Origin of the sequence: Fontibacillus phaseoli, assembly GCF_003337355.1 — a bacterium.
In the GTDB taxonomy this organism is placed as follows: Bacteria; Bacillota; Bacilli; order Paenibacillales; family Paenibacillaceae; genus Fontibacillus; species Fontibacillus phaseoli.
Window position 1 is genome coordinate 94,996 of the sequence record NZ_QPJW01000005.1, and the last position, 24,307, is coordinate 119,302.

Annotated in this window: 25 protein-coding genes; 1 reads left to right on the forward strand and 24 read right to left on the reverse strand. The window is 40.4% G+C overall.

The window, feature by feature from the left end; translation table 11 throughout:
- Positions 1-14: 14 nt before the first annotated feature.
- From prfB to DFP94_RS14615, 5 genes are all read right to left on the reverse strand, one after another.
- Positions 15-1,128 (reverse strand): peptide chain release factor 2 gene (gene prfB, locus DFP94_RS14595; RefSeq protein WP_114497210.1). Its coding sequence is split into 2 segments (ribosomal slippage): positions 15-1,055 and positions 1,057-1,128, totalling 1,113 coding nucleotides; the frame shifts between segments, so codons are not numbered across the junction.
- Between the two features lie 108 nt (positions 1,129-1,236).
- A complete protein-coding gene (gene secA, locus DFP94_RS14600; RefSeq protein ID WP_114497211.1) occupies positions 1,237-3,744 on the reverse strand; it encodes a preprotein translocase subunit SecA in 2,508 nt (835 codons plus the stop codon).
- Positions 3,745-4,146: 402 nt separating this feature from the next.
- Entirely contained in the window at positions 4,147-4,710 is a 564-nt protein-coding gene (gene hpf / locus DFP94_RS14605) for a ribosome hibernation-promoting factor, HPF/YfiA family (protein WP_114497212.1), read from the reverse strand.
- Between the two features lie 154 nt (positions 4,711-4,864).
- Positions 4,865-5,974: a hypothetical protein gene (locus DFP94_RS14610; protein WP_114497213.1), complete on the reverse strand. Its 1,110-nt coding sequence runs from the start codon at positions 5,972-5,974 to the stop codon at positions 4,865-4,867.
- Positions 5,975-6,205: 231 nt separating this feature from the next.
- A complete protein-coding gene (locus DFP94_RS14615) occupies positions 6,206-6,403 on the reverse strand; it encodes a cold-shock protein (RefSeq protein WP_114497214.1) in 198 nt (65 codons plus the stop codon).
- A 352-nt stretch (positions 6,404-6,755) separates the two neighbouring features.
- Between DFP94_RS14615 and DFP94_RS14620 the strand changes: the two genes are divergently transcribed.
- Positions 6,756-8,639 (forward strand): glycosyltransferase, encoded by a 1,884-nt coding sequence (locus tag DFP94_RS14620; RefSeq protein WP_181873161.1) that lies wholly within the window; start codon positions 6,756-6,758, stop codon positions 8,637-8,639.
- Between the two features lie 85 nt (positions 8,640-8,724).
- Here DFP94_RS14620 and DFP94_RS14625 read toward each other — a convergent pair whose 3' ends face one another.
- The 19 genes from DFP94_RS14625 to DFP94_RS14715 form a co-directional block, all read right to left on the reverse strand.
- Positions 8,725-9,549: an SDR family oxidoreductase gene (locus DFP94_RS14625; RefSeq protein ID WP_114497216.1), complete on the reverse strand. Its 825-nt coding sequence runs from the start codon at positions 9,547-9,549 to the stop codon at positions 8,725-8,727.
- Positions 9,533-10,462 carry a Gfo/Idh/MocA family protein gene (locus DFP94_RS14630; protein WP_114497217.1) on the reverse strand — a complete coding sequence of 310 codons (930 nt, stop codon included), beginning with the start codon at positions 10,460-10,462 and terminating at the stop codon, positions 9,533-9,535. Before DFP94_RS14630 ends, DFP94_RS14625 begins: the two co-directional genes overlap by 17 nt.
- A complete protein-coding gene (locus DFP94_RS14635; RefSeq protein WP_114497218.1) occupies positions 10,456-11,253 on the reverse strand; it encodes an SDR family oxidoreductase in 798 nt (265 codons plus the stop codon). The genes DFP94_RS14630 and DFP94_RS14635 overlap by 7 nt, the downstream gene beginning before the upstream one ends.
- Positions 11,246-11,956, reverse strand: coding sequence for an acylneuraminate cytidylyltransferase family protein (locus tag DFP94_RS14640; protein WP_114497219.1), 711 nt, complete (start codon positions 11,954-11,956; stop codon positions 11,246-11,248). Before DFP94_RS14640 ends, DFP94_RS14635 begins: the two co-directional genes overlap by 8 nt.
- A 9-nt stretch (positions 11,957-11,965) precedes the next feature.
- On the reverse strand, positions 11,966-13,114 hold the full coding sequence (locus DFP94_RS14645) for a DegT/DnrJ/EryC1/StrS family aminotransferase (RefSeq protein WP_114497220.1): 1,149 nt from the start codon (positions 13,112-13,114) through the stop codon (positions 11,966-11,968).
- A gap of 9 nt (positions 13,115-13,123) precedes the next feature.
- Positions 13,124-13,756: an acetyltransferase gene (locus tag DFP94_RS14650; protein ID WP_114497221.1), complete on the reverse strand. Its 633-nt coding sequence runs from the start codon at positions 13,754-13,756 to the stop codon at positions 13,124-13,126.
- Between the two features lie 19 nt (positions 13,757-13,775).
- Positions 13,776-14,918, reverse strand: coding sequence for a UDP-N-acetylglucosamine 2-epimerase (gene neuC, locus DFP94_RS14655; RefSeq protein WP_114497222.1), 1,143 nt, complete (start codon positions 14,916-14,918; stop codon positions 13,776-13,778).
- On the reverse strand, positions 14,915-15,946 hold the full coding sequence (gene neuB, locus DFP94_RS14660; RefSeq protein WP_281269492.1) for an N-acetylneuraminate synthase: 1,032 nt from the start codon (positions 15,944-15,946) through the stop codon (positions 14,915-14,917). Before neuB ends, neuC begins: the two co-directional genes overlap by 4 nt.
- A 16-nt stretch (positions 15,947-15,962) precedes the next feature.
- Positions 15,963-16,967 carry a UDP-N-acetylglucosamine 4,6-dehydratase family protein gene (locus DFP94_RS14665; RefSeq protein ID WP_114497223.1) on the reverse strand — a complete coding sequence of 335 codons (1,005 nt, stop codon included), beginning with the start codon at positions 16,965-16,967 and terminating at the stop codon, positions 15,963-15,965.
- Positions 16,968-17,008: 41 nt separating this feature from the next.
- Positions 17,009-18,880 carry a motility associated factor glycosyltransferase family protein gene (locus tag DFP94_RS14670; RefSeq protein ID WP_114497224.1) on the reverse strand — a complete coding sequence of 624 codons (1,872 nt, stop codon included), beginning with the start codon at positions 18,878-18,880 and terminating at the stop codon, positions 17,009-17,011.
- 12 nt (positions 18,881-18,892) lie between these two features.
- A complete protein-coding gene (locus DFP94_RS14675; RefSeq protein ID WP_114497225.1) occupies positions 18,893-19,465 on the reverse strand; it encodes a hypothetical protein in 573 nt (190 codons plus the stop codon).
- 189 nt (positions 19,466-19,654) lie between these two features.
- Positions 19,655-20,470, reverse strand: coding sequence for a flagellin N-terminal helical domain-containing protein (locus DFP94_RS14680; protein ID WP_114497226.1), 816 nt, complete (start codon positions 20,468-20,470; stop codon positions 19,655-19,657).
- Between the two features lie 114 nt (positions 20,471-20,584).
- Positions 20,585-21,004 (reverse strand): hypothetical protein, encoded by a 420-nt coding sequence (locus DFP94_RS14685; RefSeq protein WP_114497227.1) that lies wholly within the window; start codon positions 21,002-21,004, stop codon positions 20,585-20,587.
- Positions 20,994-21,386: a flagellar export chaperone FliS gene (gene fliS, locus DFP94_RS14690; RefSeq protein ID WP_114497228.1), complete on the reverse strand. Its 393-nt coding sequence runs from the start codon at positions 21,384-21,386 to the stop codon at positions 20,994-20,996. Before fliS ends, DFP94_RS14685 begins: the two co-directional genes overlap by 11 nt.
- 15 nt (positions 21,387-21,401) lie before the next feature.
- Positions 21,402-22,814, reverse strand: coding sequence for a flagellar filament capping protein FliD (gene fliD, locus DFP94_RS14695; RefSeq protein ID WP_114497229.1), 1,413 nt, complete (start codon positions 22,812-22,814; stop codon positions 21,402-21,404).
- 21 nt (positions 22,815-22,835) lie between these two features.
- Positions 22,836-23,204, reverse strand: coding sequence for a flagellar protein FlaG (locus tag DFP94_RS14700; protein WP_114497230.1), 369 nt, complete (start codon positions 23,202-23,204; stop codon positions 22,836-22,838).
- A 26-nt stretch (positions 23,205-23,230) separates the two neighbouring features.
- Positions 23,231-23,470, reverse strand: a complete 240-nt coding sequence (gene csrA, locus DFP94_RS14705) for a carbon storage regulator CsrA (RefSeq protein WP_114497231.1) — start codon at positions 23,468-23,470, stop codon at positions 23,231-23,233.
- Positions 23,471-23,896, reverse strand: coding sequence for a flagellar assembly protein FliW (gene fliW / locus DFP94_RS14710; RefSeq protein WP_114497232.1), 426 nt, complete (start codon positions 23,894-23,896; stop codon positions 23,471-23,473).
- The gene (locus DFP94_RS14715; protein WP_114497233.1) at positions 23,893-24,291 is read right to left on the reverse strand and encodes a DUF6470 family protein; all 399 of its coding nucleotides are present in this window, start codon (positions 24,289-24,291) and stop codon (positions 23,893-23,895) included. Before DFP94_RS14715 ends, fliW begins: the two co-directional genes overlap by 4 nt.
- Positions 24,292-24,307 lie beyond the last annotated feature (16 nt).

Below are 24,307 nucleotides of genomic sequence, written 5' to 3' on the forward strand. Positions count from 1 at the left end.
GCAGCGTTATTGCTTTATTGCACTTCGCTCTGGATCTGGCTGCGCAAATATCCGTCGATGAATGCATCGAGATCGCCGTCCATGACGGCGCCAACGTTGCCTGTCTCCACTGAAGTACGATGGTCTTTGACCATGCTGTACGGATGGAAGACGTAGGAACGGATCTGGCTGCCCCAGGCGATATCGGATTGCTCGCCGCGGATCTCATCGAGCTCCTTCCGCTGCTCCTCGAGCTTACGCTCGTACAGCTTGGAACGGAGCATCGTCATCGCTTGCTCCCGGTTCTTGATCTGCGAGCGTTCGTTCTGGCACGTCACCACGACGCCCGTCGGCAAGTGCGTGATCCGCACGGCCGAATCCGTCGTATTGATGTGCTGCCCGCCCGCACCGCTCGCCCGGTACGTATCGATCTTGAGATCCTCCGTACGGATATCCACTTCCACGTCATCCGTAATTTCCGGCACGACGTCGCAAGAAACGAAGGAGGTATGCCGGCGGCCGGAAGAGTCGAACGGCGAAATGCGGACGAGACGATGGACGCCTTTTTCCGCCTTGAGATAGCCATAGGCGTTGTAACCTTTTATCAGCAAGGTTACGCTCTTAATGCCTGCTTCGTCACCCGGCAGATAGTCGAGCGTCTCGACTTTGAAACCGCGCTTCTCCGCCCAGCGCGTGTACATTCGCAGCAGCATTTGGCCCCAGTCCTGTGACTCGGTGCCGCCTGCGCCCGGATGCAGCTCAAGAATGGCGTTCATCTTGTCGTACGGCTGGTTTAGTAGCAGCTGCAGTTCAAAATCCTCGAGCTTTTTCACCAGCGAGGCCACCGACGTCCCGATTTCCGCCGCCAGTGATTCGTCGCCCTCTTCTTCGGCCAACTCCGCCATCATTTCAGCATCGTCATACTCCTGCTGTAAGATGTTATACTGATCCACCGAAGACTTAACAGCATTGAGCTCTGAGATTAAGCTTTGCGCCTTGTCGTTATCATCCCAAAAATCCGGAGCCGCCATCTTTTCCTCATAGTTTGCAATCATTTCCTGCTTAAGGTCTAAGTCAAAGAGACCCCCTAAGGTTGGATAATTTTTTGGCAATTTCGCGCATGTCCTGTTTAACGCTCGGATCGATCATGCTGTAATACCACCTTTCTAATATAAATAGTATGCACACAGAAACGGGGACGCCATCCGACACGGACGGCCCCCCGCTTTTCATCAGAGCTGAACGGAACTAGCTCCCTTATGCGTTCTGTCCATGGCAGTGCTTGTATTTCTTGCCGCTGCCGCAAGGGCAAAGATCATTGCGCCCGATTTCCTCCCCGCGTTTCACGGGACGCTTCTCAGCCGGTTCGCCGCTGGTGGAGATTTTGTCCTCGTCCACGACAGCCTGACGTTCCTGGTTGCTTTCCACTTGGGCTTTCATGATATACATGGCTACTTCTTCCTGAATGCTGGCAATCATCTGATTGAACATCTCGTAGCCTTCGAACTGATATTCACGCAACGGATCCGTACCGCCATAAGCCCGAAGATGAATCCCTTGGCGCAATTGGTCCATTGCGTCGATATGATCCATCCATTTGCTGTCAACCGAGCGGAGGGCGATTACCTTTTCAAACTCACGGACCATTTCTTCGCCGAGCGAAGCTTCGCGTGCATCATATTTTACCATGACGCGGTCAAAAATATGATCGACCATCTCGTTCGGCTCTTTACCCCACAAGTCGTCTTTCGTAATTACGCCTTCATCCAAAAGCTTGCTATTAACATAGTCTGCGACTTCCTGAAGTTCCCAGTTTTCAGGAATGTCGTCACTGGTATGCACTTGGACCACACGTTCAATGACCGGCTTGATCATATCCACAATGATTTGCTTGATATTTTCCGATTCCAGCAGTTCGCGGCGCTGTTTATAAATAATTTCCCGTTGTTGGTTCATGACATCGTCATATTGAAGGACGACTTTCCGGACGTCGAAGTTATTGCCTTCCACCCGTTTTTGCGCGGATTCAATCGCACGCGTGATCATTTTGCTTTCGATCGGCTGATCTTCTTCGAAGCCCAAACGGTCCATCATATTCAGGACGTTGTCGGCACCGAAGCGCTTCATCAGTTCATCGCCCAAAGACAGATAGAACTGGGTCGACCCGGGGTCGCCCTGACGTCCGGCACGGCCACGCAGCTGGTTATCGATCCGGCGGGATTCATGCCGCTCCGTACCGATGATGTGCAAACCGCCAATTCCGGATACGCCGTCTCCCAGCAAAATATCCGTACCGCGACCCGCCATGTTGGTAGCGATCGTTACGGAACCCGGTTCGCCCGCACGGGAAATAATCTCGGCCTCTTCAGCATGGTACTTCGCGTTAAGGACCTTATGCTGGACGCCTTTTCGCTTCAGCATTTCCGATACCAGTTCGGAGTTTTCGATCGATATCGTACCGACCAGCACCGGTTGGTTCAGCTTATGGCGGTTGACGATTTCGTCCACCACGGCTTTGAATTTGCCTTCTTCGCTCTTATATACAACATCCGGCAAATCTTGGCGCTGGTTCGGCCGGTTGGTCGGCACCTGCAGCACTTCGAGGCCGTAAATTTTCTTGAATTCTTCTTCCTCGGTCTTGGCCGTACCGGTCATTCCGCCCAGTTTCCGGTACATCCGGAAATAGTTCTGGAACGTAATCGTTGCAAGCGTCATGGATTCGTTTTGAACCTCGATGCCTTCCTTCGCTTCGATCGCTTGGTGCAAACCGTCGCTGTAACGGCGGCCTTGCATAATCCGGCCCGTAAACTCATCGACGATCAATACCTCATCTTCAGTTACCACGTAATCCACGTCGCGGCGCATAATCACGTTCGCCTTGAGCCCCTGAACCACATGGTGATTCAGAGTAATGTGGCTTTGATCGTAGAGGTTCTCGATGCCAAATGCTTTCTCGGCTTTTGCCACCCCTTTTTCGGTAAGGGAGACTGCTTTAACCTTAATATCAACCGTATAATCTTCTTCAGGAACCAGACGCTTCACAAACCGGTCTGCTGCATAATACAGCTCGGTCGATTTCTGAGCTTGTCCGGAAATGATCAGCGGGGTACGAGCTTCGTCGATGAGGATGGAATCCACTTCGTCAATAATACAGAAGTAGAGCGGGCGTTGTACCATTTGCTCCTTGTACAGCACCATGTTATCACGGAGGTAGTCAAAACCGAATTCATTGTTGGTTCCATAAGTAACATCGCAAGCGTAAGCGGCCTGCTTCTCATGGTGTTCCATACCATTCAGGTTGACCCCGACGGTCATTCCGAGGAAGTTATAAATTTGTCCCATTTGCTGGCTGTCGCGCTGTGCCAAGTAATCATTGACGGTCACGACGTGAACGCCTTTGCCCAGAAGCGCATTCAAATAAACCGGCAGGGTCCCGACCAGGGTTTTACCTTCACCGGTTTTCATTTCGGCGATCCGGCCTTCGTGCAAGGCCATCCCTCCGACGAGCTGTACGTCAAAATGACGCATGCCCAGCGTTCTCTTGGAAGCTTCTCTTACAGTCGCAAAAGCATCCGGAAGAAGCTCGTCCAGCGCCTCGCCCTTTTCGATCCGTTCCCGGAACTCGGCGGTTTTCGCTTGTAGTTGCTCATCCGAAAGTGCTTCAAATTGTGGTTCCAATGTATTAATATAATCTACCGTCTTCATAAGACGTTTGACATCACGTTCGTTCGTGTCGCCAAAAATCTTCTTCATTAATCCCAGCATGGTTTACCCCTTTCACGCATAAACAGATGATTTGCCTAAATTGTAACAGTTTGTAAGGCATGCCGCAACACACGGCGTCACGGCCGGGGCCCTGTCAAAACCCCATCTATACGAATAAAGAGCCCTATCCGCGCACGGATAAAGGCTCGTTCCTTTTACTTCAATTGCAAGAATTACCACTCTCATTCAAACAATATTCATGATTGGATACGTTTTAAGTTATTCAAAAAGTCATCCTTTGATCACGAGGTCAGCACAGGAAGCTCAATCGATATCGAATCTTGAATTCAGACGGGCCTTCCGTTGCTCACGTAGGTCTGCCTACGCTCCGCTACTCAGTCACTAGCTTTATCCAAGCTTCTCGGTTTTGAAAACCTGGCTTTTGAATCCTCATATAGTTTCCTATTCTTTCTCGATCAGCCCGTATTTCCCGTCATTCCGTTTGTAAACTACGTTAATTTCCTGTGTATCGATGTTGGAGAAAACGAAGAAATTATGGCCAACCATGTTCATTTGCAAAATCGCTTCTTCCACGTCCATCGGTTTAAAATTAAACCGCTTGGTGCGAACCAGTTCCAAATCCTCGTCGGTGTCGATTTCATCCATCGTGGCAACATTTCCATTGCCGGCCGTGTTTTCGACGAACAGTGTTTTCAAGCTGCCTTCCTGACGGAACTTGCGGTTGATCTTGGTCTTGTGCTTGCGGATCTGACGTTCCAGCTTGTCCACGACCGCATCGATCGATGCATACATATCGTCGCTGCGATCCTCAGCGCGAAGCACAACGCCGGTAAGAGGGATCGTAACCTCCACCACGTGCAAGCCTCGTACGACACTCAAGGTGACGTAACCATCTGAGGTAAGGGGTGCATCAAAGTACTTGTCAAGCCGGCTGAGCTTCTTGTTTACGTATTCTCTCAAGGCCTCAGTCACTTCAATTTGCTGTCCACGAATACTATAATTCATTGGGCACTCCTCCTTTGCTTTGCACCTTCATTATAACACAGGTGTAAGCCTAAAGTAAAAATTGTAAAGGGGAGGTAAAGGGCGAAATTTAGAACAAAAAAGACCCCGGAGCTTCGGGGTCTCATCTATATTCCAGAATTCGCTCAATTGCAAATCAAAGCGGAGTTGCCGTTGGAGCAGGTTCAATTCCGGCAGCATAGTAATAATTCAATACGCTATAAAAATCGATCGTTTTGTTCGTGTTCAGATCATACACCAGTATATGGTCCCAATTCATGTCTTCCGAATCCAGAGATCTTGGCGTTCTTTTACCGAGCGTATCATAAAAACTGCTTTCGTAAATGTGATCCGGTCCGGATTGATAATAGGCTTCATGATGCATAAAACCCGTGTTTTCCCCTACATAAAGTAAAAGGGCTTTATTGGAACTAGCGTAAGATGAAGAATAACTTACCGGAACGGAAACCCCTGTGATTATCGGATTATAAACTTTATGAGTACGGGATCTATAGCCGCTTCCCCAAGAAAAATAATATTCTCTCGTCCAGTCCAGGTTGGAATATGCACTTCCGCTTTGCGAGTTATAGATAAATTTACCGTTGGAGTAAAGATCACCGTTCGGGTAAGAGGCCAGAACCACATTTAAAGTATCTGAGTAGTAAACGAGTATATTATAATTTGACGGATTTGCTGCATTCATACTAAGATTATACGCCTCACCGACGCTTCCCTCAGAGTAGATCCGAAGCATATAGTCGCCAGCAGGTAAATTTTTTAGAGCAATTTGTGTCTGGGCGTAAGCTCCTACGCTTGTAGGATAAGCTTGTCCAGTGCTCCAGTCGACTATATATAACTGGGCCAAGTAATCTGCATTTGTTGAAAGCAGCTTCAAAATCATACTTCGGTCCGAATTCACGTTAAAGAAAATCATATCCTCTGAATCGTTCACTTGAAGGGAGTCAGTAACATTCAGAATGGAGTCGGGCGTTTCATAAACCGCTTGAGTAACAAAAGGCTGTTCTACTGCAATTCCTTTCTTTTGTTCAACCTCGAATTGGTCGAATGTCGTAATGTCCTGCTGCTGGCTTTCTAAAGCTTGAGCTTTAAGCGCCTGTAAACTCGATGAACCAAATTCCTTAAGCGTGTTCTCCGGAATAACTGATCCTGTGTACGCATCATCTGCAGATACCGCAGATCCAAACAACCCGATCACCATAATTAGCAGCATTAAAACAAAAGCTAACTTGCGGTTTGCCCTCTTCATCAATCATCTTCCCCTCTCATTGATAAAATGACTACAACTTCAAGTCCATTTGCACAAACACTATCAAAATCCAAATCATATGATAATAGTAATATATTTCCTCTAACTTTACAATATTTGGATTATCTAGGCATTAAAAAAAGACCCTGGGGTTCCAGGGTCTGTTGCTAGCGAATCTCCAATTGTTAACCATCGTACCGTTCTATGTAGGTCGCGGCTGTGCCGGGATGATTATAATTTGATTACGTTAGCGGCTTGCGGTCCACGAGCGCCTTCAACGATTTCGAACTCGACGGATTGTCCTTCTTCCAAAGTTTTGAAGCCTTCCGTTTGGATTGCGGAGAAGTGTACGAAAACGTCGCCGCCCTCTTCAGTTTCGATGAAGCCATAACCTTTCTCTGCGTTAAACCATTTAACTTTACCTTGCATGCACTAACATTCCCTTCATTATCAAATAAGAGTGTGACCCTGTGACCAAGCCCACATTTCTGACTATACCACCCCAAGTTCACCAATGTCAATTACCAAAGATTAGGCTTTCCTGTAAAAATAATGTAAATTCTTGTCGAATGAGAATGGTGGGGAGTTAGTAAGCAGCGGTGAGTATAAGAATCACATTTATTATTACCCCTGAAGGAAGGGAGTGAAACAGTAATGAAATCGATAAAAGCATTTATTATATCATTAGGAATATTAATAATCCGCAAATCTTTAAACTCATCCTAGATAATAACATCAATATATTGTATTCTAAATACAAAAAAAGGTGATGAATACCTTAATGAAAGAGAAAATAGTAAGGACAAATCAGCTGATCGAACACGAATTAATATCCATAAATGAACTGTTAAATAATGGATCCGCCGATGAAGTTTATCAAATATATATTGACCTTGTGACAAAAATAGAAAGTAATGAATATAAAGAAGCCGATCAAGATATGAAAGTTAAGGTCTACATTTCTTTTGCTTATTTTCTGTTTGCTGTCGCTGAATTCCAATACTTTTTTGAAATGCTTATTAAAGCGCAAAATCTGGATTATTCAAGAGAGGAAATAGATAAATTACTTTGGGAAGCATTTATCAATCCAAACTTAAATGAATTCAAAGCCAATTATGAAACCAATGTGAATTTTCTGGTCTCAAACAATTATATTGACACCATGACTCCTTTATCTTTTCAGGAATTGCCTTACTGGCTACTTCCTACCGGAACATTTAATGAATACTATATTTATGATAAGAAACAAAAGCTAATACAAGAGAAAATTACATTATTTAAGTACCAAAAAATTCATTCCCGTTCTATTCCAACCTTAGATGTTTTTTCGGATTATTTGTTACTAGAGGATTGGAATTGGCATAGTGTTTTGACATATACAAACGCTATAAAAACAGCCAATAAAAAAACTTATATTTTAATGAAAAACATGGAGAAATTCCTATCATGTTTGCAAGGTGCTTTATTGAATAATTTCACTATATCCAACGTGTTATTTTTTGATAGTTTAGCTGCACTTCAAGATTATTTCATAAACTCTAGTGAATACCTACCAAGAAATATTATTAATCTTATAGATAACAGTGAAAAACCCACAGAAATGATTAATGAAATTCATAACAATCGGACCCACCGGAAAGAAAATAGAACCGGAGACCGTGTATTACTCAGCATCTGTATTCCTAGTTACAACAGAGGAAATAGGGCCTACGAAAATATACTTCATTTACTAAAACTTTATTACGACGAAGAGATAGAATTCATTATATCTAATAATGGAACACAAAATGAAACAACAGAGTACTATAATGCAATTGAGGATATTAAGGATACGAGAATAAAATATTATGCCTTCAAGGAGAACATGGGATTTGCCATTAATTGCTGTAAGATATGCGAAATGGCAAGTGGTAAATTCATTTTATTGGTGAGCGATGAAGACTTGGTAAACTTAAGTGTTTTACCCTCCATCATGAATCTATTAACACCTTCAGATAGCGGCTTATCCATTTTAAAAACTTCAACTAATTCAAATTATAAGCTGTCAAATTTAAGTGCATCACCTGGAAGAGATGCCCTTTTAGAATTTATGTTATCATCTAATTACATGTCAGGGATTATTTTTAACAGAGGGCTTCTCAATAAATATAATGGGCTTGAATACATCAAGAAAAACCTTGATAATACCGTATGCTTCTATTACCCTCATATGTTCTGGGAATTACTATTATGTCAATATGGAAAGGTACAAAGTACATCTTTCATTTTGATAACGGAAGGTAAAGCTGAAAAAACTGAATGCGAGGAAGTAGAAACCAATAGCGAGGTGATTATGCCCTACTATGCTTCAGTAGAAGGCCGACTAAAACAACACGAAGATTTTGTTTCAACTTTTAACGCTTTAGAAATATGTAATCATGATGCTGAGTTATACAGGGAGATGTACCTCCGGCTTTGTGGAAAGACACTACTATTAACTTCACTTTCAATAAATGTGTTTTATAAAAAATTCAGTTCTAACTTCCGGGAATTGTTAGACCAGGCTTATCATTTCTGTATACGGGAAGAATTTTATAAAACTAATATAAGCACTGATAATAATAATTATCACAATGATGTAGAAGGAATCACTCAATACTATAATTACTATAAAAACTTAATTTAATTTTTAGGGTGATAAAAGGCCCGAAGCAAATCTTTAACAAGATTCGCTTCGGGTCTTTTACAGCTATTCCTCTACTGGATGACTACTACCAAGCCGTAAGTCCGCCATCAATAATAAGATTTTGACCTGTTACATAACTAGACGCCTCAGAAGACAGATATAAAGCAGCTCCGACCATCTCCTCTGCCTTAGCCATACGTCTCATAGGAATACGATCTGAATATCTTGCAATAAATTCTTCATTCTGCCCGCTCTTGACTCCCCCTGGAGTAATGGTGTTCACTCTGATCCCTTTATCAGCCCAAGCGGTAGCTAAATATCTCGTTAAACCAATTACAGCTGACTTTGATGCAGAGTAAACAGGAGGTGTGTTAATTTTTCGGCCCAAATAGAAAGAGCCTTCGTAAATCCTATTGTCAGGACCGACAACTCCATAAATAGAAGAGGTCTGAATAATCGAGCCTCCCTGTCCCTGAAGTAGCATCTGTTTACCCACTGCCTGAGCTGCCAAGAACATTCCATCGATATTAACGGCCATAATCTTACGCCATTCATCTAATGAATAATTTTCGATTGAGGCAAAAAATGCATCCAGATCATCTGCTTTACTTGCTGCATTATTTAAAAGAATATTAATTCCCCCAAAGACTCTTACAACCTCCGACACCATTCCATGGATAGATTCTTCACTCGTAACATCGCACGGAATCCCAATACATTTCACTTTATATTCTGACGTAAGTTTCTCGGCAAGCTCTGTCACAGCACTTTTGTTGATATCAGCTATAACTACATTTGCGCCGAATTCAGCCAATCCTCTACAAAAGTTCTGCCCTAGAAGACCCGCTCCTCCAGTAACAACAGCTACTTTTCCAACTAAACCAAATAAATTCTTAAACTGAAAATTCATCGATAGCTACCCTTCTTTTTTCTTTTTTCGACAACTGTCCAGCCATAAGTATACGCATAGCATTAATTGTAGTATAAGCCGGGATTGCTGGCTTACCAGATTCTATAAAATGAAAGAAATGCCACAAAGTTCTTCTAAACATAGAAAAGTTATCCGAGATTTCAATTTTTGTAATTTTTTGAGATCCATAAACATCAATATGGAAAGCCAAAGGGATTGGCCCAAGGGCATCGATTTGTACCAGAGTTCCGTCCGACATAGTGATCGCCATGGATTCAAACTCGGATTCTATGCATTGAACAGACTCAGGAATAAATGAGGCTAGGTTTAAGATGGCGTCAATCAAATGGATTCCATATTTTTCCCAAGAATGAATGACGGTCCCTCTAATTAATTTTATATGGTCAAACTTCTGCGTAATTATATCTTGACGAAGTTGGTCTACTTCCTTCGCATATCTCATCCCGGAACATGACATCAGCTTTCCATTCTCCAAAAAGGGTTTAAAATATCGCAACTCAGTTACATTCAACGTCAGAGGCTTATCTATAAAGACCGGTATATTTTTTTCCAAAAAAAACTTAGCTATCTCGTAATGCGATTCGTAATCATCCCGAGCAATAATTACTCCATCAACCAGACCGGCCATTTCCTCATATTCATCCATTGAGTTAGGTATGCGACAAGAGTTACACAAAGAATCGGTTATTTCTTTGTTTTGTGTCCAAGCATATGTAATCTGAAATCCACTAAATCCAAATTCCGAGGGATCCCTTCTAGTCACATAATCGTAAATCACATTCCAGCCTGATTTTTTTAGTTCTATATCATTATATCCATTTACTATTGCTGAAAAAGAGTAGGGATGTCCATTACCTTCACTCAGACCAATAATGCCAATTTTTTTTACCATACAGCCCAACCACCATCAACACATATGTTCTGACCAGTCATATAACTCGACGCATTCGAACATAGCAATGCAACAGCACCTTTAATTTCATGAGGCTGGCCTATTCGGTTTAAGGGGTTTTTTGATCCTAATTTCTCCATAAATTCGGTATTCTCTTGGGTTTGAGGATGCGGAAAAGGGCCTGGACTTAAACAATTAACACGTATTTGATGTGGAGCAAGGAAACTTGCTAAATATTTGGTGAACTGGATAACGCCCGCTTTCGCCGCGCCATAGCTGGGCGGATTCGTGTATTGAATCCCATCGTATATTCGATAATCAGGTGCCACATGTCCATACATGGAAGTAATGTTGAGAATAACACCTTTCTTTTCTCTAAGCTGAGGTACTGCAGTTTTTATACATCTAAATACGGAATTCAAGCTCATTTCGATATCATAATCCCAGTCCTCATCACTAATAGACTCAAAAGAATTTTTATTTCCCGACCATGAATTATTAACAAGGATATCCAAACCACCAAAATCATCTTCAATTTGTTGGAAACATGCCTTAATTGAGTCTTTACTCATTAGATCAAGCTGAATCGCTGTCGCAGTGATGGTATTGTTAAAATGTTGTTCAATTTCTGAACACTTTAATTTACAGGCCTCATAATCTCTGCTGGCAATGATGATGTTTGCGCCTAACTCAGCCAAAGTATAACTGATCTCTGAGCCTAAATAACCTGCCCCACCTGTAATCAGTGCAACTTTGTCTTTCAAAGAAAACAGACTTTTAAGACTATTCATAGGTATCCAACCCTTTCTTAATCAACGTTTCAACCAAAAGAAAATCCATCTCATCATCAATATCAACAGAACGACTCTTAGGCATTAGTACAGCCCCAATGCTACCGAATAGTAAACTAATGTCATCTTGTTGCAATTTATCGATTCGGAATGCATAAACTGCACCGTTCAGTTGATACGCTGTCGGTAATTTTTGACGAGGCAACCAAGGAATAGCGCCGGTAATAAATGTTTCAGGTATATCGTTATTTATTCTCCAAGCTCTATGAGGATTCAAGTCGGCCTCCTTGAAGGTCGCTACTGAATCAAACTGATGCTTATCCAGAAGTTCTATACATTCTCTGATATCCCGGCTTGCTCTCAACGGACAAGTTGGTTCTAACAATATCATATACTCTGCCTTTTCTCCGCTATTTCTTAACTTCGAAATAAGGTCTCTTATTGCATCGATAACCAAAGAATCGTCTCTTGCAAGTTCTTCCGGCCTCTCAATAACCTCAGCGCCACACTCAATAGCCACATTCTCAATCTTATAATCGTCTGTCGAAACTACAATACGGTCTATTTCGGGTGTCTTTTTTGCTTCCTCAATTGTCCATTGGATCAAAGGCTTTCCTGCCAATAATTTAATATTCTTGTAGGGAATCGACTTACTGCCTCCCCTAGCCGGTATAACTGCAATTACTCTTTTATTGTTTATCATAGCAAACTCCTAACGCTGATGAAAAAACGCCCGAATTTTATCAATGACAAAATCTTGCGTGTTCTCTGTCATATTTGTGTCGGATGGTAAACAAACCCCGTTATAAAATAGGTTTTGACTGACATCAAGTTCATTATACCGAAAATAATCAATATTTTGGAACAATGGCTGCATGTGAAGTGGCTTCCAGACAGGCCTAGATTCTATATTGTACTGCTGTAAATAATTTATCAATTCATATGTTTTTTTGTTTGTTGCATCCGGGTCTATTGTCATAACTGTTAACCATCGCGTTGAGGTACATCCATTTGCTTCAGGCATAAAACGAATACTGTCGATATCCTGCAACTGCTCTCGATACCTCTCAAAAATTTCCCGTTTTTTATTAATTCGTTCATCCAATACCTCTAACTGTCCTCTACCAATCCCCGCTAAAACATTACTTAAGCGATAATTATAACCTAACTCACTATGTTGATAATGGATAGCTTTATCTCGGGCTTGTGTAGAATAGAACCTGGCCTTTTCTAATGCTGCAGTATCATCCGAAACAAGCATTCCTCCACCTGAGGTAGTAATTATCTTGTTGCCATTAAAAGAAAAAATACCGAATTTCCCAAATCCGCCTGTTCTCTTCCCGTGATAAGTAGCCCCTAAAGATTCAGCAGCATCCTCTACAATAGGTACACCATAGGAGTCACAAATGTCCTTAATCTGATTATAATCAGCACTCTGCCCGTATAGATTAACAACAACCACGGCTTTAGGAAGTTTCTTTCTCGCTGCATAAAGCTCGAATGCTGATCTTAAAGCAGACGGAGACATATTCCATGTATCTGGCTCAGAATCAATAAAAACAGGAATGGCTCCTTGATATAAGATAGGATTTGCACTAGCTATAAAAGTTAAAGAGGAACAAAAAACTACATCATCTCTCCCTACACCTAGTAAAATCAGAGCCAGATGTATAGCCGCCGTACCGGAACTTAAAGCAAGCGCACCGTTTGAACCCGCATAACTTGCTATTTCTTGCTCAAATAGATCAACATTCTCGCCAAGTGGGGCGATCCAGTTAGTTTCAAATGCTCGATTGATATATTTCTGTTCGTTTCCCCCCATATGTGGAGAAGCTAAATAAATCCGATCGTAACCTGACATTTGATCACCTTATTCATGTTCTTTTTTTTGATTTGATCTTATCTTCTTTGCAGGGCAACCGACAACGACAACATCCGACTCTATATCATTGACAACACAAGCACCGGCTCCAACGATCGTATTGCTTCCTATCAATACTCCTTGAATAATGCTTGTACCAATACCAACTTGGGAGTGAGAGGCTACACGTACATTTCCGGCAAGATTCACCCCGGGAGAGATATGTACAAAATCCTCTAATACACACTCATGATCAATAGTACATGCCGTATTTAATATAGTATGCTCACCAATCGTAGTATCCGTATTTATAACTACATTAGGCATAACAACGCTTCCTGCCCCTATTACAACATTAGAGCTTATCACAGCAGTTGGATGAATAGCCTGTCCATAGTTCAGGTTATACGGCTTTAATTGATTTACTAAATTACTTCGAACTATATTATCCCCCACAGTAACTATAAATACAGCATCAATAAATTCCGTAATTAGCCTAGTGGTTCCTAGAATAGGAATGCCTAAAACATCCTTCTTCTCTATCTTATCATCTATAAATCCCGCAACATGCTTCCCTTGGCTTCTCAATATATCTACGACTACTTTAGAATGCCCTCCAGCACCAATCAAAATATGATCCAATAGATACCACCCACCCTATTTAATATGAAATGGTTTTTTGTATCAATTTTTCTCCATAGTCAACTAATTCCCTAATAACCCGCAATATTTTACCGCTAGTGTCTTCCTGATAATATACATTTTCAACCATCTCAAGTTGTTCTTGAAACTCTTTACTTCTCACTTTAAATAAAGCTGCTTTTAACTCATCATAATCTGCATTTATATCGATTGTATTTGATGACTTTTCTCTCCTGAATTGTCTAGTCCCAATATTTATGACAGGCACCTTGAAAGAAGCTGCTTCAATAATTCCTGAAGAAGAGTTGCCGACCATAACAAATGCGTTCTTAAGTACAGAGAGATAGTCATAATGTTCAAAACTAACTATTTTATAGATCCCGGAATCTTTATTGAATTGTCTATAAAAATTTTCTATGTCCTCTGATCCTGCGTCGGAATTAGGCATTACGCAAATGAAAGGCATTTTCTCTTCCCTAATAGCTTGAAATATTGATGCTAATTCCTTCTCAACACTTTTCTTTGCTGTGGTGACAGGGTGATATATCAGCAAACCATAATCCTCTGTAAAATCAAGCCCATATTTTACCTTCACATCATTCATTTTCGGCAGTTCAATTTTCATGATAAGCTCAAGTCTTGGTGCTCCAACCACCTGTACTCTCCATGGGTCTTCACCCATTTTGATTAAACGCTCCCTACTGGCCTTAGTAGCAGTCAGATGTAAATGTGCGAGTTTACTAATGGCATGCCTTACTGACTCGTCAACTGAACCTGATACTTCACCCCCATGCAAATGAAGGGTAGGAATATTTAAATAAACAGAAGAGATCGTAGCCGCTAACATTTCACCACGATCTCCCAGTACGACCACACAGTCAGGTTTAACAGATTGAAAAACTTCCGTCATGCCAACAATACCTAAGCCAATACTTTTGGCCATACCTGCGTGGTTTGCCTCAATATCAGTTTCAACCTTAGCAGAAATTTGAAAACCATCTGCCTTAATAAAATCGATGGTATTCCCATAATGCGGGTGAAGATGCATCCCTGTTACCAGAAGTTCTAACTTGAGATCAGAAGCTTCTTGAATAGCTTTGAGTAGCGGATAATAAATTCCGTAATCTGCTCTAGTCCCAGTGACAACCATTACTTTTTTCATCGCACATCATCCCAAGACAATAAATGGTCTGCCTTTATCTCTTTTATAACTGTTTTGCCTAACAAATTGTAATATTTTTTTGGTTCAATTCCCGTTCCCGGCCTCTTAATAACCAGATCGGTTTCACTAAGTATACTCCCAATTTTCAAATCTCTGGCTACTACGATACTTTTTCTTGCAACACTTTTTGTACTTTGTTCTGAAGGCATTATTCTTTTTATGCCATCCCCTAATAGTTGCTCAACTTGTCGCAAAGAATTTACAAATCCCTTAAATTCCTTAGGCTCCATAGATGCTCTATGATCCGGACCTTCTAAGCCTCGATCTAATGTAAAGTGCTTCTCAATTATTTTAGCGCCTAACGCAACTGCAGATATTGCAGCTTCATTTCCTTCAGTATGGTCCGAAAACCCAACTACTTTATTAAATTTATTTTCCATAGTTTTCATGGCTAATAAATTCACTTCATTCAACGGAGCAGGATATTCGGAGGTACAGTGAAGTAAAGCTAAAGGACTTGAGACTATATTCTGGACACTGCTCTCAACCTCTTCTATATCTGACATACCTGTAGATAGAATTATCGGGAGTTGGTATTTGTCGATTTTTCGTAGAAAAGGAATATTATTCATATCGCCAGAACCGATTTTAAATCCGTTCACACCAATCGAGTAGAGAAATTCAACACTTTCATCATCGAATGGAGTAGATAGAAATTCAATTTTTTTTCTTATACAATATGCCTTTAGTTCAGCAAAATCAGAAAAAGTTAATTCTAACTTCTTAAGCATTTCCAACTGACTTTCTTCAGAACAAGAGGTTTTCATTTGATAATCAGCTTTGGCAGCTTTTGATGTAACCAACTTTTCGCTAACAAATGTCTGAAACTTCACAGCGTCTGCCCCTGCCTTTATAGCCTGATCAATCAAATCAAATGCCAGTTTTTTCGAACCGTTATGATTAACTCCAATTTCTGCGATTATATAAGTAGGCTTTCTAACCCCAGTAATAACTTCTTTTATAGACACATTATCACTCCTCAGATTAGAACCCTAAATTATATTTATTTAGTAATTTTTCAATATCTTCCAGAGTGAGCTGGTCGGCATTTAAGGATGAATATTCTTGATGTTCTGCTTTTGTAAAGCCTACATACTCTTGTAAAGAGGAATTAATTGTAGAAGTTATAACATACATCTCATTGTTTTGATATGCTCTCTCCGCTTCATCTGCTGTCATCAACTCTTCATATAACTTTTCTCCGGGACGAATTCCAACTTCAGCAATCTCACCGTTAAACTTGGACCCTACGGTTGATTCATAAGATCTTATCAGCCCTACAGCAAGATCGATTATTTTTAAGGTCGGCATTTTAAGGACGAAAACTTCTCCTCCCTTAGAGAGTCTAGCTGCCTTTAAGACTAACTCCGCCGCTTGGGGGATAGACATCATAAAGCGCGTCATTTCTCGATGAGTTAGCGTTACGGATTTCCCGGCTCTTATCTGGTCTTTGAAAAGAGGAATAACCGAGCCGCGTGAACCCATAACATTTCCAAAGCGAACGCAAGAAAAAACAGTGTCTCTACTTCCCTTATAGTGGTTAGCAGCAGAGATTAATCTTTCTGAAAGAAGCTTTGTTGCCCCCATTGTATTCATCGGATTAACTACTTTATCAGTACTTATGGCTATCATTTTCTTTACATTATGCTGGATTGATACTTCAATTAAATTTTGCACACCAAGTACATTGGTTTTGATCGCCTCCATCGGATTATATTCGCATGAGGGAACATGCTTTAATGCAGCAGCATTAAAGATATAATCCACATTTTCGGCCGCGTAGCTTAATCGCTCTTTATCCCTGATATCTCCTATAAGGTAGCGGATATTAGTAAATTGCTTTAACTCTTGTTGCAAAAAAAATTGTTTACTCTCATCTCTGCTATATATACGAACAACTTGAGGTTGCTCTTTAAGAATGCTTCTTACAATCTCGCTGCCGATAGAGCCCGTTCCTCCAGTTACTAAAACCACTTTATCTTTAAACATTAGAATTCGCCTACTTCTTCGATTGATATGGAGATCTTTAACTAAGTTAAAGCTTTAAGCCTCTCCGTTGCCTTCTCTAAAATTGAAATCAAGCTAGGACTAAAATCCCTCATTCGCTTTACTAAGACACCTAAATGAGTTGTAATAAGCCGGCCCTTTTTAAATATATCTTCCGCTTCCACAATTTCAGGAACATGTCGCATATATATATTGATATAATGTGCTAACGAATATTGGTAAAAAACGTTAAAAACATCATTTTGGGTAATGTTCTTCCATAGTTTATCAATCTCAACTAATCTTTCCGTAGTTTTATTAAAACTACTTTCAGACAAAGCATACTCTAATTTTTTTATTACTTCTGTCAACTTTTTTATTTTCAATTCTAGTTTCTTAGTTTCTCCACTAACTTTTTTTAGTTTAGTACTTACTTCTTTCACTTGCTTGTCTTTCGTTTCAGGAGTTTTTGCTGGTATTTGCTTTGATATTTCAAAATCAATAGAAGGATACTCCAATAAGCTAGGAGCTATTTTATCCATAGAAGCCCACTCGGTGCCTTCAATAACCGCTCCACCTTTAGAAGTATTAATAATTTTAACGCCTTGTAGTTCCATTATTTTTACTAGTATTTCTATATCTTTTAATAGAACCTCCATACTACCTTTTGTGCGATTAAGGCCACCATCAACATTCTTCACCCATTTTTCTGAATGCGCTATGTGTAAATCTTGAATTTCTTCTGATATATGAACTACCCCTGGTGCATAAAATTGATTATTGGGATATGATAAATCCTGACCCATTAAGTAGATATCCTTTATCCCCATAAATGCAGCGATTTGAATACCCGTCCCAGTCACAGTAGCCGTTGAAATAAACGAAGGAATTTCATTTTCTTGCGATTCATAAAGATACTTGGTTATTATATCACTTTGGAATTTACCATAATAAAGTGAATTTTTATGTCCTTCCAAAATCTCATAATAAATCGATGGACAAAATACTAAGGGAACCCTTGATACGTCCACGTTCTTAAAAACATGATGATTAGCTTTCGTACCATCCATGGACACAACGAAATGAGGATATACTCCTAAGTGCTCCATAGCTTGTATGCTTGACCCCGCTGCAATTATTAAACACTTTTCCTTCAATTCTGATAGATAATGCAAATCCTGGCTCAGGGAAGGACCTGAACCTACTATAATCGCTTTAATATTCTGATCTTTCCATTTATCTTTCAATGCTAGAATAGAAGAATTATTAATGAGGTAAGGTAGATTAAACAAACTATTTTCTAACCATGTTTCTTGGTTAAATTCACGAGTTTGCATATTAGATATCTGTTGTATAATTGTATCTTTCATTTTTGTATTGAATTGTTCGGAAATCTCCGGGAATAACCTTTCATATATAGGAGGAGAAACTTTTCTAAAGGTGCCTATCATTTGTTCTGAAATATCATTAGCTAACTGAAGGGGCAAAAATTCACTTTCACCTACCGCGAACAAACGAATTCTCGGGTCTGACAAAGTCTTTTCAATTGCTCTTTCGTTCAGCCATTCTTTGAAAACCAAAACGCTCGGTTCATATACAAATATATATCTAGCCTTCGTAACAGAGAGCAATTCCTCAAGATAATAACCTAGGCCAATTCCTACAAGGAGAACATTATCTATATCATCAATCTCACTTCCAATAGATTCAACCCATTTCTTAGCTTCATGCCGTGCATTATAACGACTATGCAAGTAATAAGAATTTTGATTAATTTCAATTCGAAGATTAAGTTCACCACTACGAGTTATTTCTCTAGTGTAAGTATACTCATCTTCTAAAGTAGACTCAAAAGCACGAATTAAAGCAGGGTAGTGTCGAGACAAATATTTTTTATTTAATTCCAGAACATTCATTCCCGCTAACCTCTATTCTTGAATTTGCAATTTATAATTTTCCAAAACAGGTACTAATTCATACTGAATAAGATCTCCTACCATTACATATTCTCTTTTTTGCAAACTCTGGTCCATTTCAGCAATAATTCTTTCAATCTCGGTCCGGTTACTAACCAATAAATCCATATCACTATTGACATTTAATGTTTCCAAAAAGCGGATCGCATCTATAATCCATTGCAGGCCACTTACAAAACTTGAAAACTGGTTCCATTCATTGTCGCTTAACTCGCCATAAAAATAATCAGCAACTTTAGAAGAAGCAGGTAAGAATCCAGCTAAGTATTCATTAATGTTTGATAATGTTTCGGTAATACTTTCCTGCTTCGTCTTTGTTCGAATATTAATACTTTCAATTGTTTGAAAGTTATCCAGTATTACCCGTTCATATTCGTTATAAAATACTTGGCCATTAATCTCAACACAATATATGAAACGATCTTGTTTATAAATTTTAGAGGTAACTTCCATCCACCAATTGTTAACCGATTGAATACTGTTATCTATTTCTTTTACATTTACATTATCAACATCTACTCGCATTTCAACTCACGACCTCACATTCTGTTTAATATATTTATCGGAAGTTTTTCATTCTAATTGTATAGGCAAATCTATCTATAAAGATCCAATTAATAGCAGGGTGATTTACTATTTATTGATATCAATACAAAAAAATAAGACCGAGCAACGATGTGCCCAGTCTTAATCTTATATTACCTGAAGTATTTCTTATCCAAGAAGTTTCAATACAGCTTGTGGAGCCGAGTTAGCTTGAGCCAACATAGCTGTACCAGCTTGAACAAGAATTTGATTCTTCGTAAATGCTGTCATTTCAGTAGCCATATCAGCATCTTTAATACGGGAGTTTGCTGCCGACAAGTTTTCGGAAGTTACACCCAAGCTGTTAATTGTGTGCTCCAAACGGTTTTGGTAAGCACCAAGGTTTGCACGGTTTGTAGATACGGTAGAAATTGCAGACTTGATTTTATGCAATGCTTGTGCAGCTTGAGTAGCTGTACTGATGGAAAGATTACTGATTTTAAGTGCGCTAACTTTGTTGCTAGACAAGCTAACAGTTAAAGACTCAGAAGATGTTACACCAATTTGGAATTTAACAGTAACTGCCGATTTCAACAAGCTGACGCCATTGAAATTGGAATTCTCAGTAATTCTGTTAATTTCGGAAAGCAATTGATTAACTTCTTTTTGCAGATTTGCACGATCTTCTTTTTGGTATGTTCCGTTCGCGGATTGGTTAGCGAGCGTATTCATACGTTGCAGCATGGAGTGAACTTCAGTCAAGTCACCTTCAGCTGTTTGCAAGAGGGAGATACCATCTTGCGCGTTACGTTGTGCTTGGTTCAAACCGTTGATTTGATAAATCATTTTTTCGGAGATTGCCAAACCAGCAGCATCGTCAGCAGCACGGTTGATCCGGTAACCGGAAGACAACTTTTCCATTGTCTTACCCATTTGTGTGTTGTTGAAGCTCAGGTTGCGGTTAGCGTTGATAGCACCAACGTTAGTGTTAATAAACATTCCCATCGTAATCATCCTCCATGATTGGTTTATATTGGCTACATCCTTGTGGCCTAATTTATATATCGGTCGTAGGTTACTGTTTTTTTAGCCTTTTTTCTATTTTTATATAAAAAACGATTATTTTTTTTCATCCAGATATAATGGAATCTGATCGTTCCGCTGCGTACCGAAGTAAGCATTTAGTACCTTGCGCTGATTATTGACATTCAGCATATCCGAGCCTGTTAACTTAGCACTTGTGTTTAGCCCAATCCTCAGCTCTTCGAGATTGGTATCAATCTCACGAAGGGTATCCATTCGCCATTCTTCATCCTCAGCATCAAGATCAGGAGCATGTTCGCGTAGCGTTTGATCCAACTTGTTGATATCCCGAGTGCAAATATTCCAGACACTCTGCAATTTCAAGAAGTGGGAAAGATTCTTAGCTGAATCCTCCTCCACTTCATCCAGATACTTCAACAACATTTTGGAATTATCCAACAGCTTTTCATAAAGAGCCTTGCGCTGCCTGGACAGCTCGGAGTAATCAATTTCCAAGGGTCCCTCTCTTCCCGATTTCCTCCCAGGCCGACTTTATTTCCTCAAGCATCCCAATCACTTCGTCTAAAGGAGCTGTCAGTTTCTTGATATTCGCTTCCATCAAACGATCGATCATGTAGAAATATAAACTTTTGAGATTTCGGGCCAATTCTCCACCTTGTTTGGTATCTAAGGAAGAAATCAATTCATAAACAATACTCTGCACTTTTTTTACATAATTGTTAGTGTCGACAATATTATTTTGTTCAATCGCCTGTTTAGCCTTGGTGGTAAATTGAATAGCACCATTGTACAACATTAAAGTCAAGCGGTGGGGAGAAGCCGTTTCATATTTATTTTTTTGATAGGCTTGATAGCCCGCTAAGTTGGGTGATGTCAATTAGATCATCTCCAGTTATTTTGATGATAAAGACTTAGTGAGTACGGATAACTGATTTGTAATCCAGTCCTTTTGACTGTTTAATTGAGTCATCACTACTTCCATGTTAACGAATTTTCTCTTCAAGGAAGCCTCTTTTAGATCCAGACGATCGCTCATGCTCTGAATCTGTTCATTGAGGAAAGAAATTTCCGAATCATAACCCTTAATTTTGGAAGTGACAATCCCGTCGACGCTATCCGTCCATTCCTTCATGCTGTTTTTAAAGATGGTTGCTATCCCATCAATTCCCTCAGTTGTTCCATCATCTTTCACGGCTGTTGCACTTTTAAACATCTTTTCGACAAGCTCCGGATTTTCCAACATTTTTTCCTTGAACTTTGCTTTGTCAAAAGTAATATTCCCTGTCATTAGAGAAGCACTAGTGATTCCTTTATCCACTTCCAAGCCTATATCGGAAAGCAACTTGAATCCTTTAGAATCACCGACAATATTATTCATCATATCGCCCAATTGAATTCGTAGGGAGCGAAGCATGGGGTCGCCTTGCAACGTTAAAGAAAGACTGCCATCCTCATTCTCCGTTGACTTAGGAGTGTTTTCTTTAATAGTATTAATAATATCGTTGTAAGCTTTAACAAAGGCCTCCACTTTGGATGTAATGCCATCCACATCTTGCTCCACTTTAACCGTTGAAGCTCCTGTATTACTTAATGTAAGTGTAACGCCCGGAATAGCATCCTTAACCGTATTTGTCGAGCTGTAAATATCCAGTCCATTTACCTTCAGATGTGCGTCTTTTGCTTCCTGTTTTTCCGTGAAACCCCAGGATGCGGATGTATCGAAAATGATTTCATTCGCCTCACCATAATCCTTAGACGTCAAGACCAGCGATTTTTGACCGTTGGACGTTTGAATTACCGCAGCCTGGACCCCGGCATCCTCCAAACTATTAATTTTGCCGGCAATAACACTTAGTGCTTCTCCCATAGTTTTTCCGGATAAATCCAATTGACTAAGATCAATAGTCTCACCATTTACGCTTAATTGCGACGGCAATCCACTACTGTCATAGGATGCGGAGTCATCAAAAGATTTACTAGCTACTACATGTTTTTGAGCCAGTGAGTTTATTACCACAGAATATTCACCCGCAATTGCCGTACTTTGTGCGGAAGCCGTCAATTTAGTTGCATCCGAGGTGCTTGCTTTACTCATTTGAAAGCTTCCTAAATCTGACAAAGCCGTAGCGGCATCCTTCAGAGCGAGGAGTTTGGTGTTAAGGGATTTAAATACATTTTGATAGACCTTTGTTATCTCCTTTTTTTCCTCAAGACGATTTAACGGGAGCTTCTCCTGAGCCATAATGGCTTCTAGATATTTCGTAGTATTTACCCCTGAAGCTAATCCAGAAAAGCTAACTGACATGTCTATCACCCTTTCGCTTTTTTACATTTTTTTGTCTATGAACATGCCTATCATTTCCTTCATTTTGACGGAAAGCTCTATTAGAAATTCAGGCGGTAGACTGGATAAAACTTCCTGCGTTTTTGAATCGATAATTTCCACGTAAAGTTCTTCGGCTTCTTCGTTGTATTTAAACTTTAGCTCTTTGCCAGTAGATGCTATCGATTCATTCAGTTTTTTTGCTTGTTTTTCAAGTTCTTCTTGTTGCTCTCTTAAATATTTCTGAGCTCTTAACTCCTTGATGTTTGAGCTATTATCGGACAGGGATGAAGCATTTCTTTTGAGCCCCGGTTCAGCTAATTTTAAATTGTCTGAAAAATTAGTGTCGATGCGGTTAACGTTGATATTCATCCTAAACCCACCTATCTCAAAATGTTTTACATTTTAAAGTTTTTCAGCAGGTTCAGGATTTGTTCTTGTTGTAATTGACTCGTTTGTTCCTTAGCTGCCATATTCTCGGCAACAATACCTTCGTATAATTCTTGTCTTAAAATTTGCACATCCTTTGGGGCCAAAAAACCAAGCTTAATCTGATCTCCTTCGATACCCAGAATCTGCACCTGGATATCACTGCCGATCATCACGGTCTCACCAATTTTCCGTCTCAGCACCAGCATTTAGGCTTCCCCCTTCTGCTCCAACGGATACCTTACAGGGAACTCTTGGTCCTTAATAATATATTGGAATCCTTTAAGGGAGTGTGGAGAGAGGAGGATAGGGGCCATCAAGTTCACATAGAGCTTATCCTGATTGATGTTTACGATTAACATCACTCCGACGTCATCCGGAGATTTCAGTTCAAGCAAGCTGATAGTTTCATCAGAAATGCGAAAGTTATAGTCCTCCAAAGCCAAGTGTGATGGCAGTAAGATAAAGCTAACTTCTTCTCCGAATGCATGAAGAACAAAGAAAGGAGTACCATCCATGGGAAGTAAGGCATACTGCCGAATGTCGGGAATACCGAGTATTCCCGATTCAAACAGATAGATTTGGCTGTCTTCCACTACTAGCAATCCATATGCCTCACTATGTATTCTCTTCATTTTGGAAGGACCCCTCTCGGATCGACCGAAATTTCCGGCGGATATACGCGAAAATCTATAACAACCCCCTGATGAGGGATAGCCTCAACCGTAATCTCTTTTTGTCCGTTACGCATGTATCGTTCATGTGCGATACGTCCGAATACATTTTTCTCCCCTGCAGCTATATTCATCATGCGGTCACCTTCTTGCGCTTTAATAGCTACATTTTGAATCGTCTGACTCCGGGCTTGCTGTTGCAGTTCTTTCCCTAAGGTCATCGGTCGTTTTAATTCAAGATCATTAAACACGCTTGTCCAGTCCGTGACCATTTCAGCTGATTTCATGGAAATCGTTATTTCAGGGGGACGATAGGTCCCCCAATCGTGAGGCAGCCTTGGCTGAATACCTGACATAATCCCCCTCCTTCAC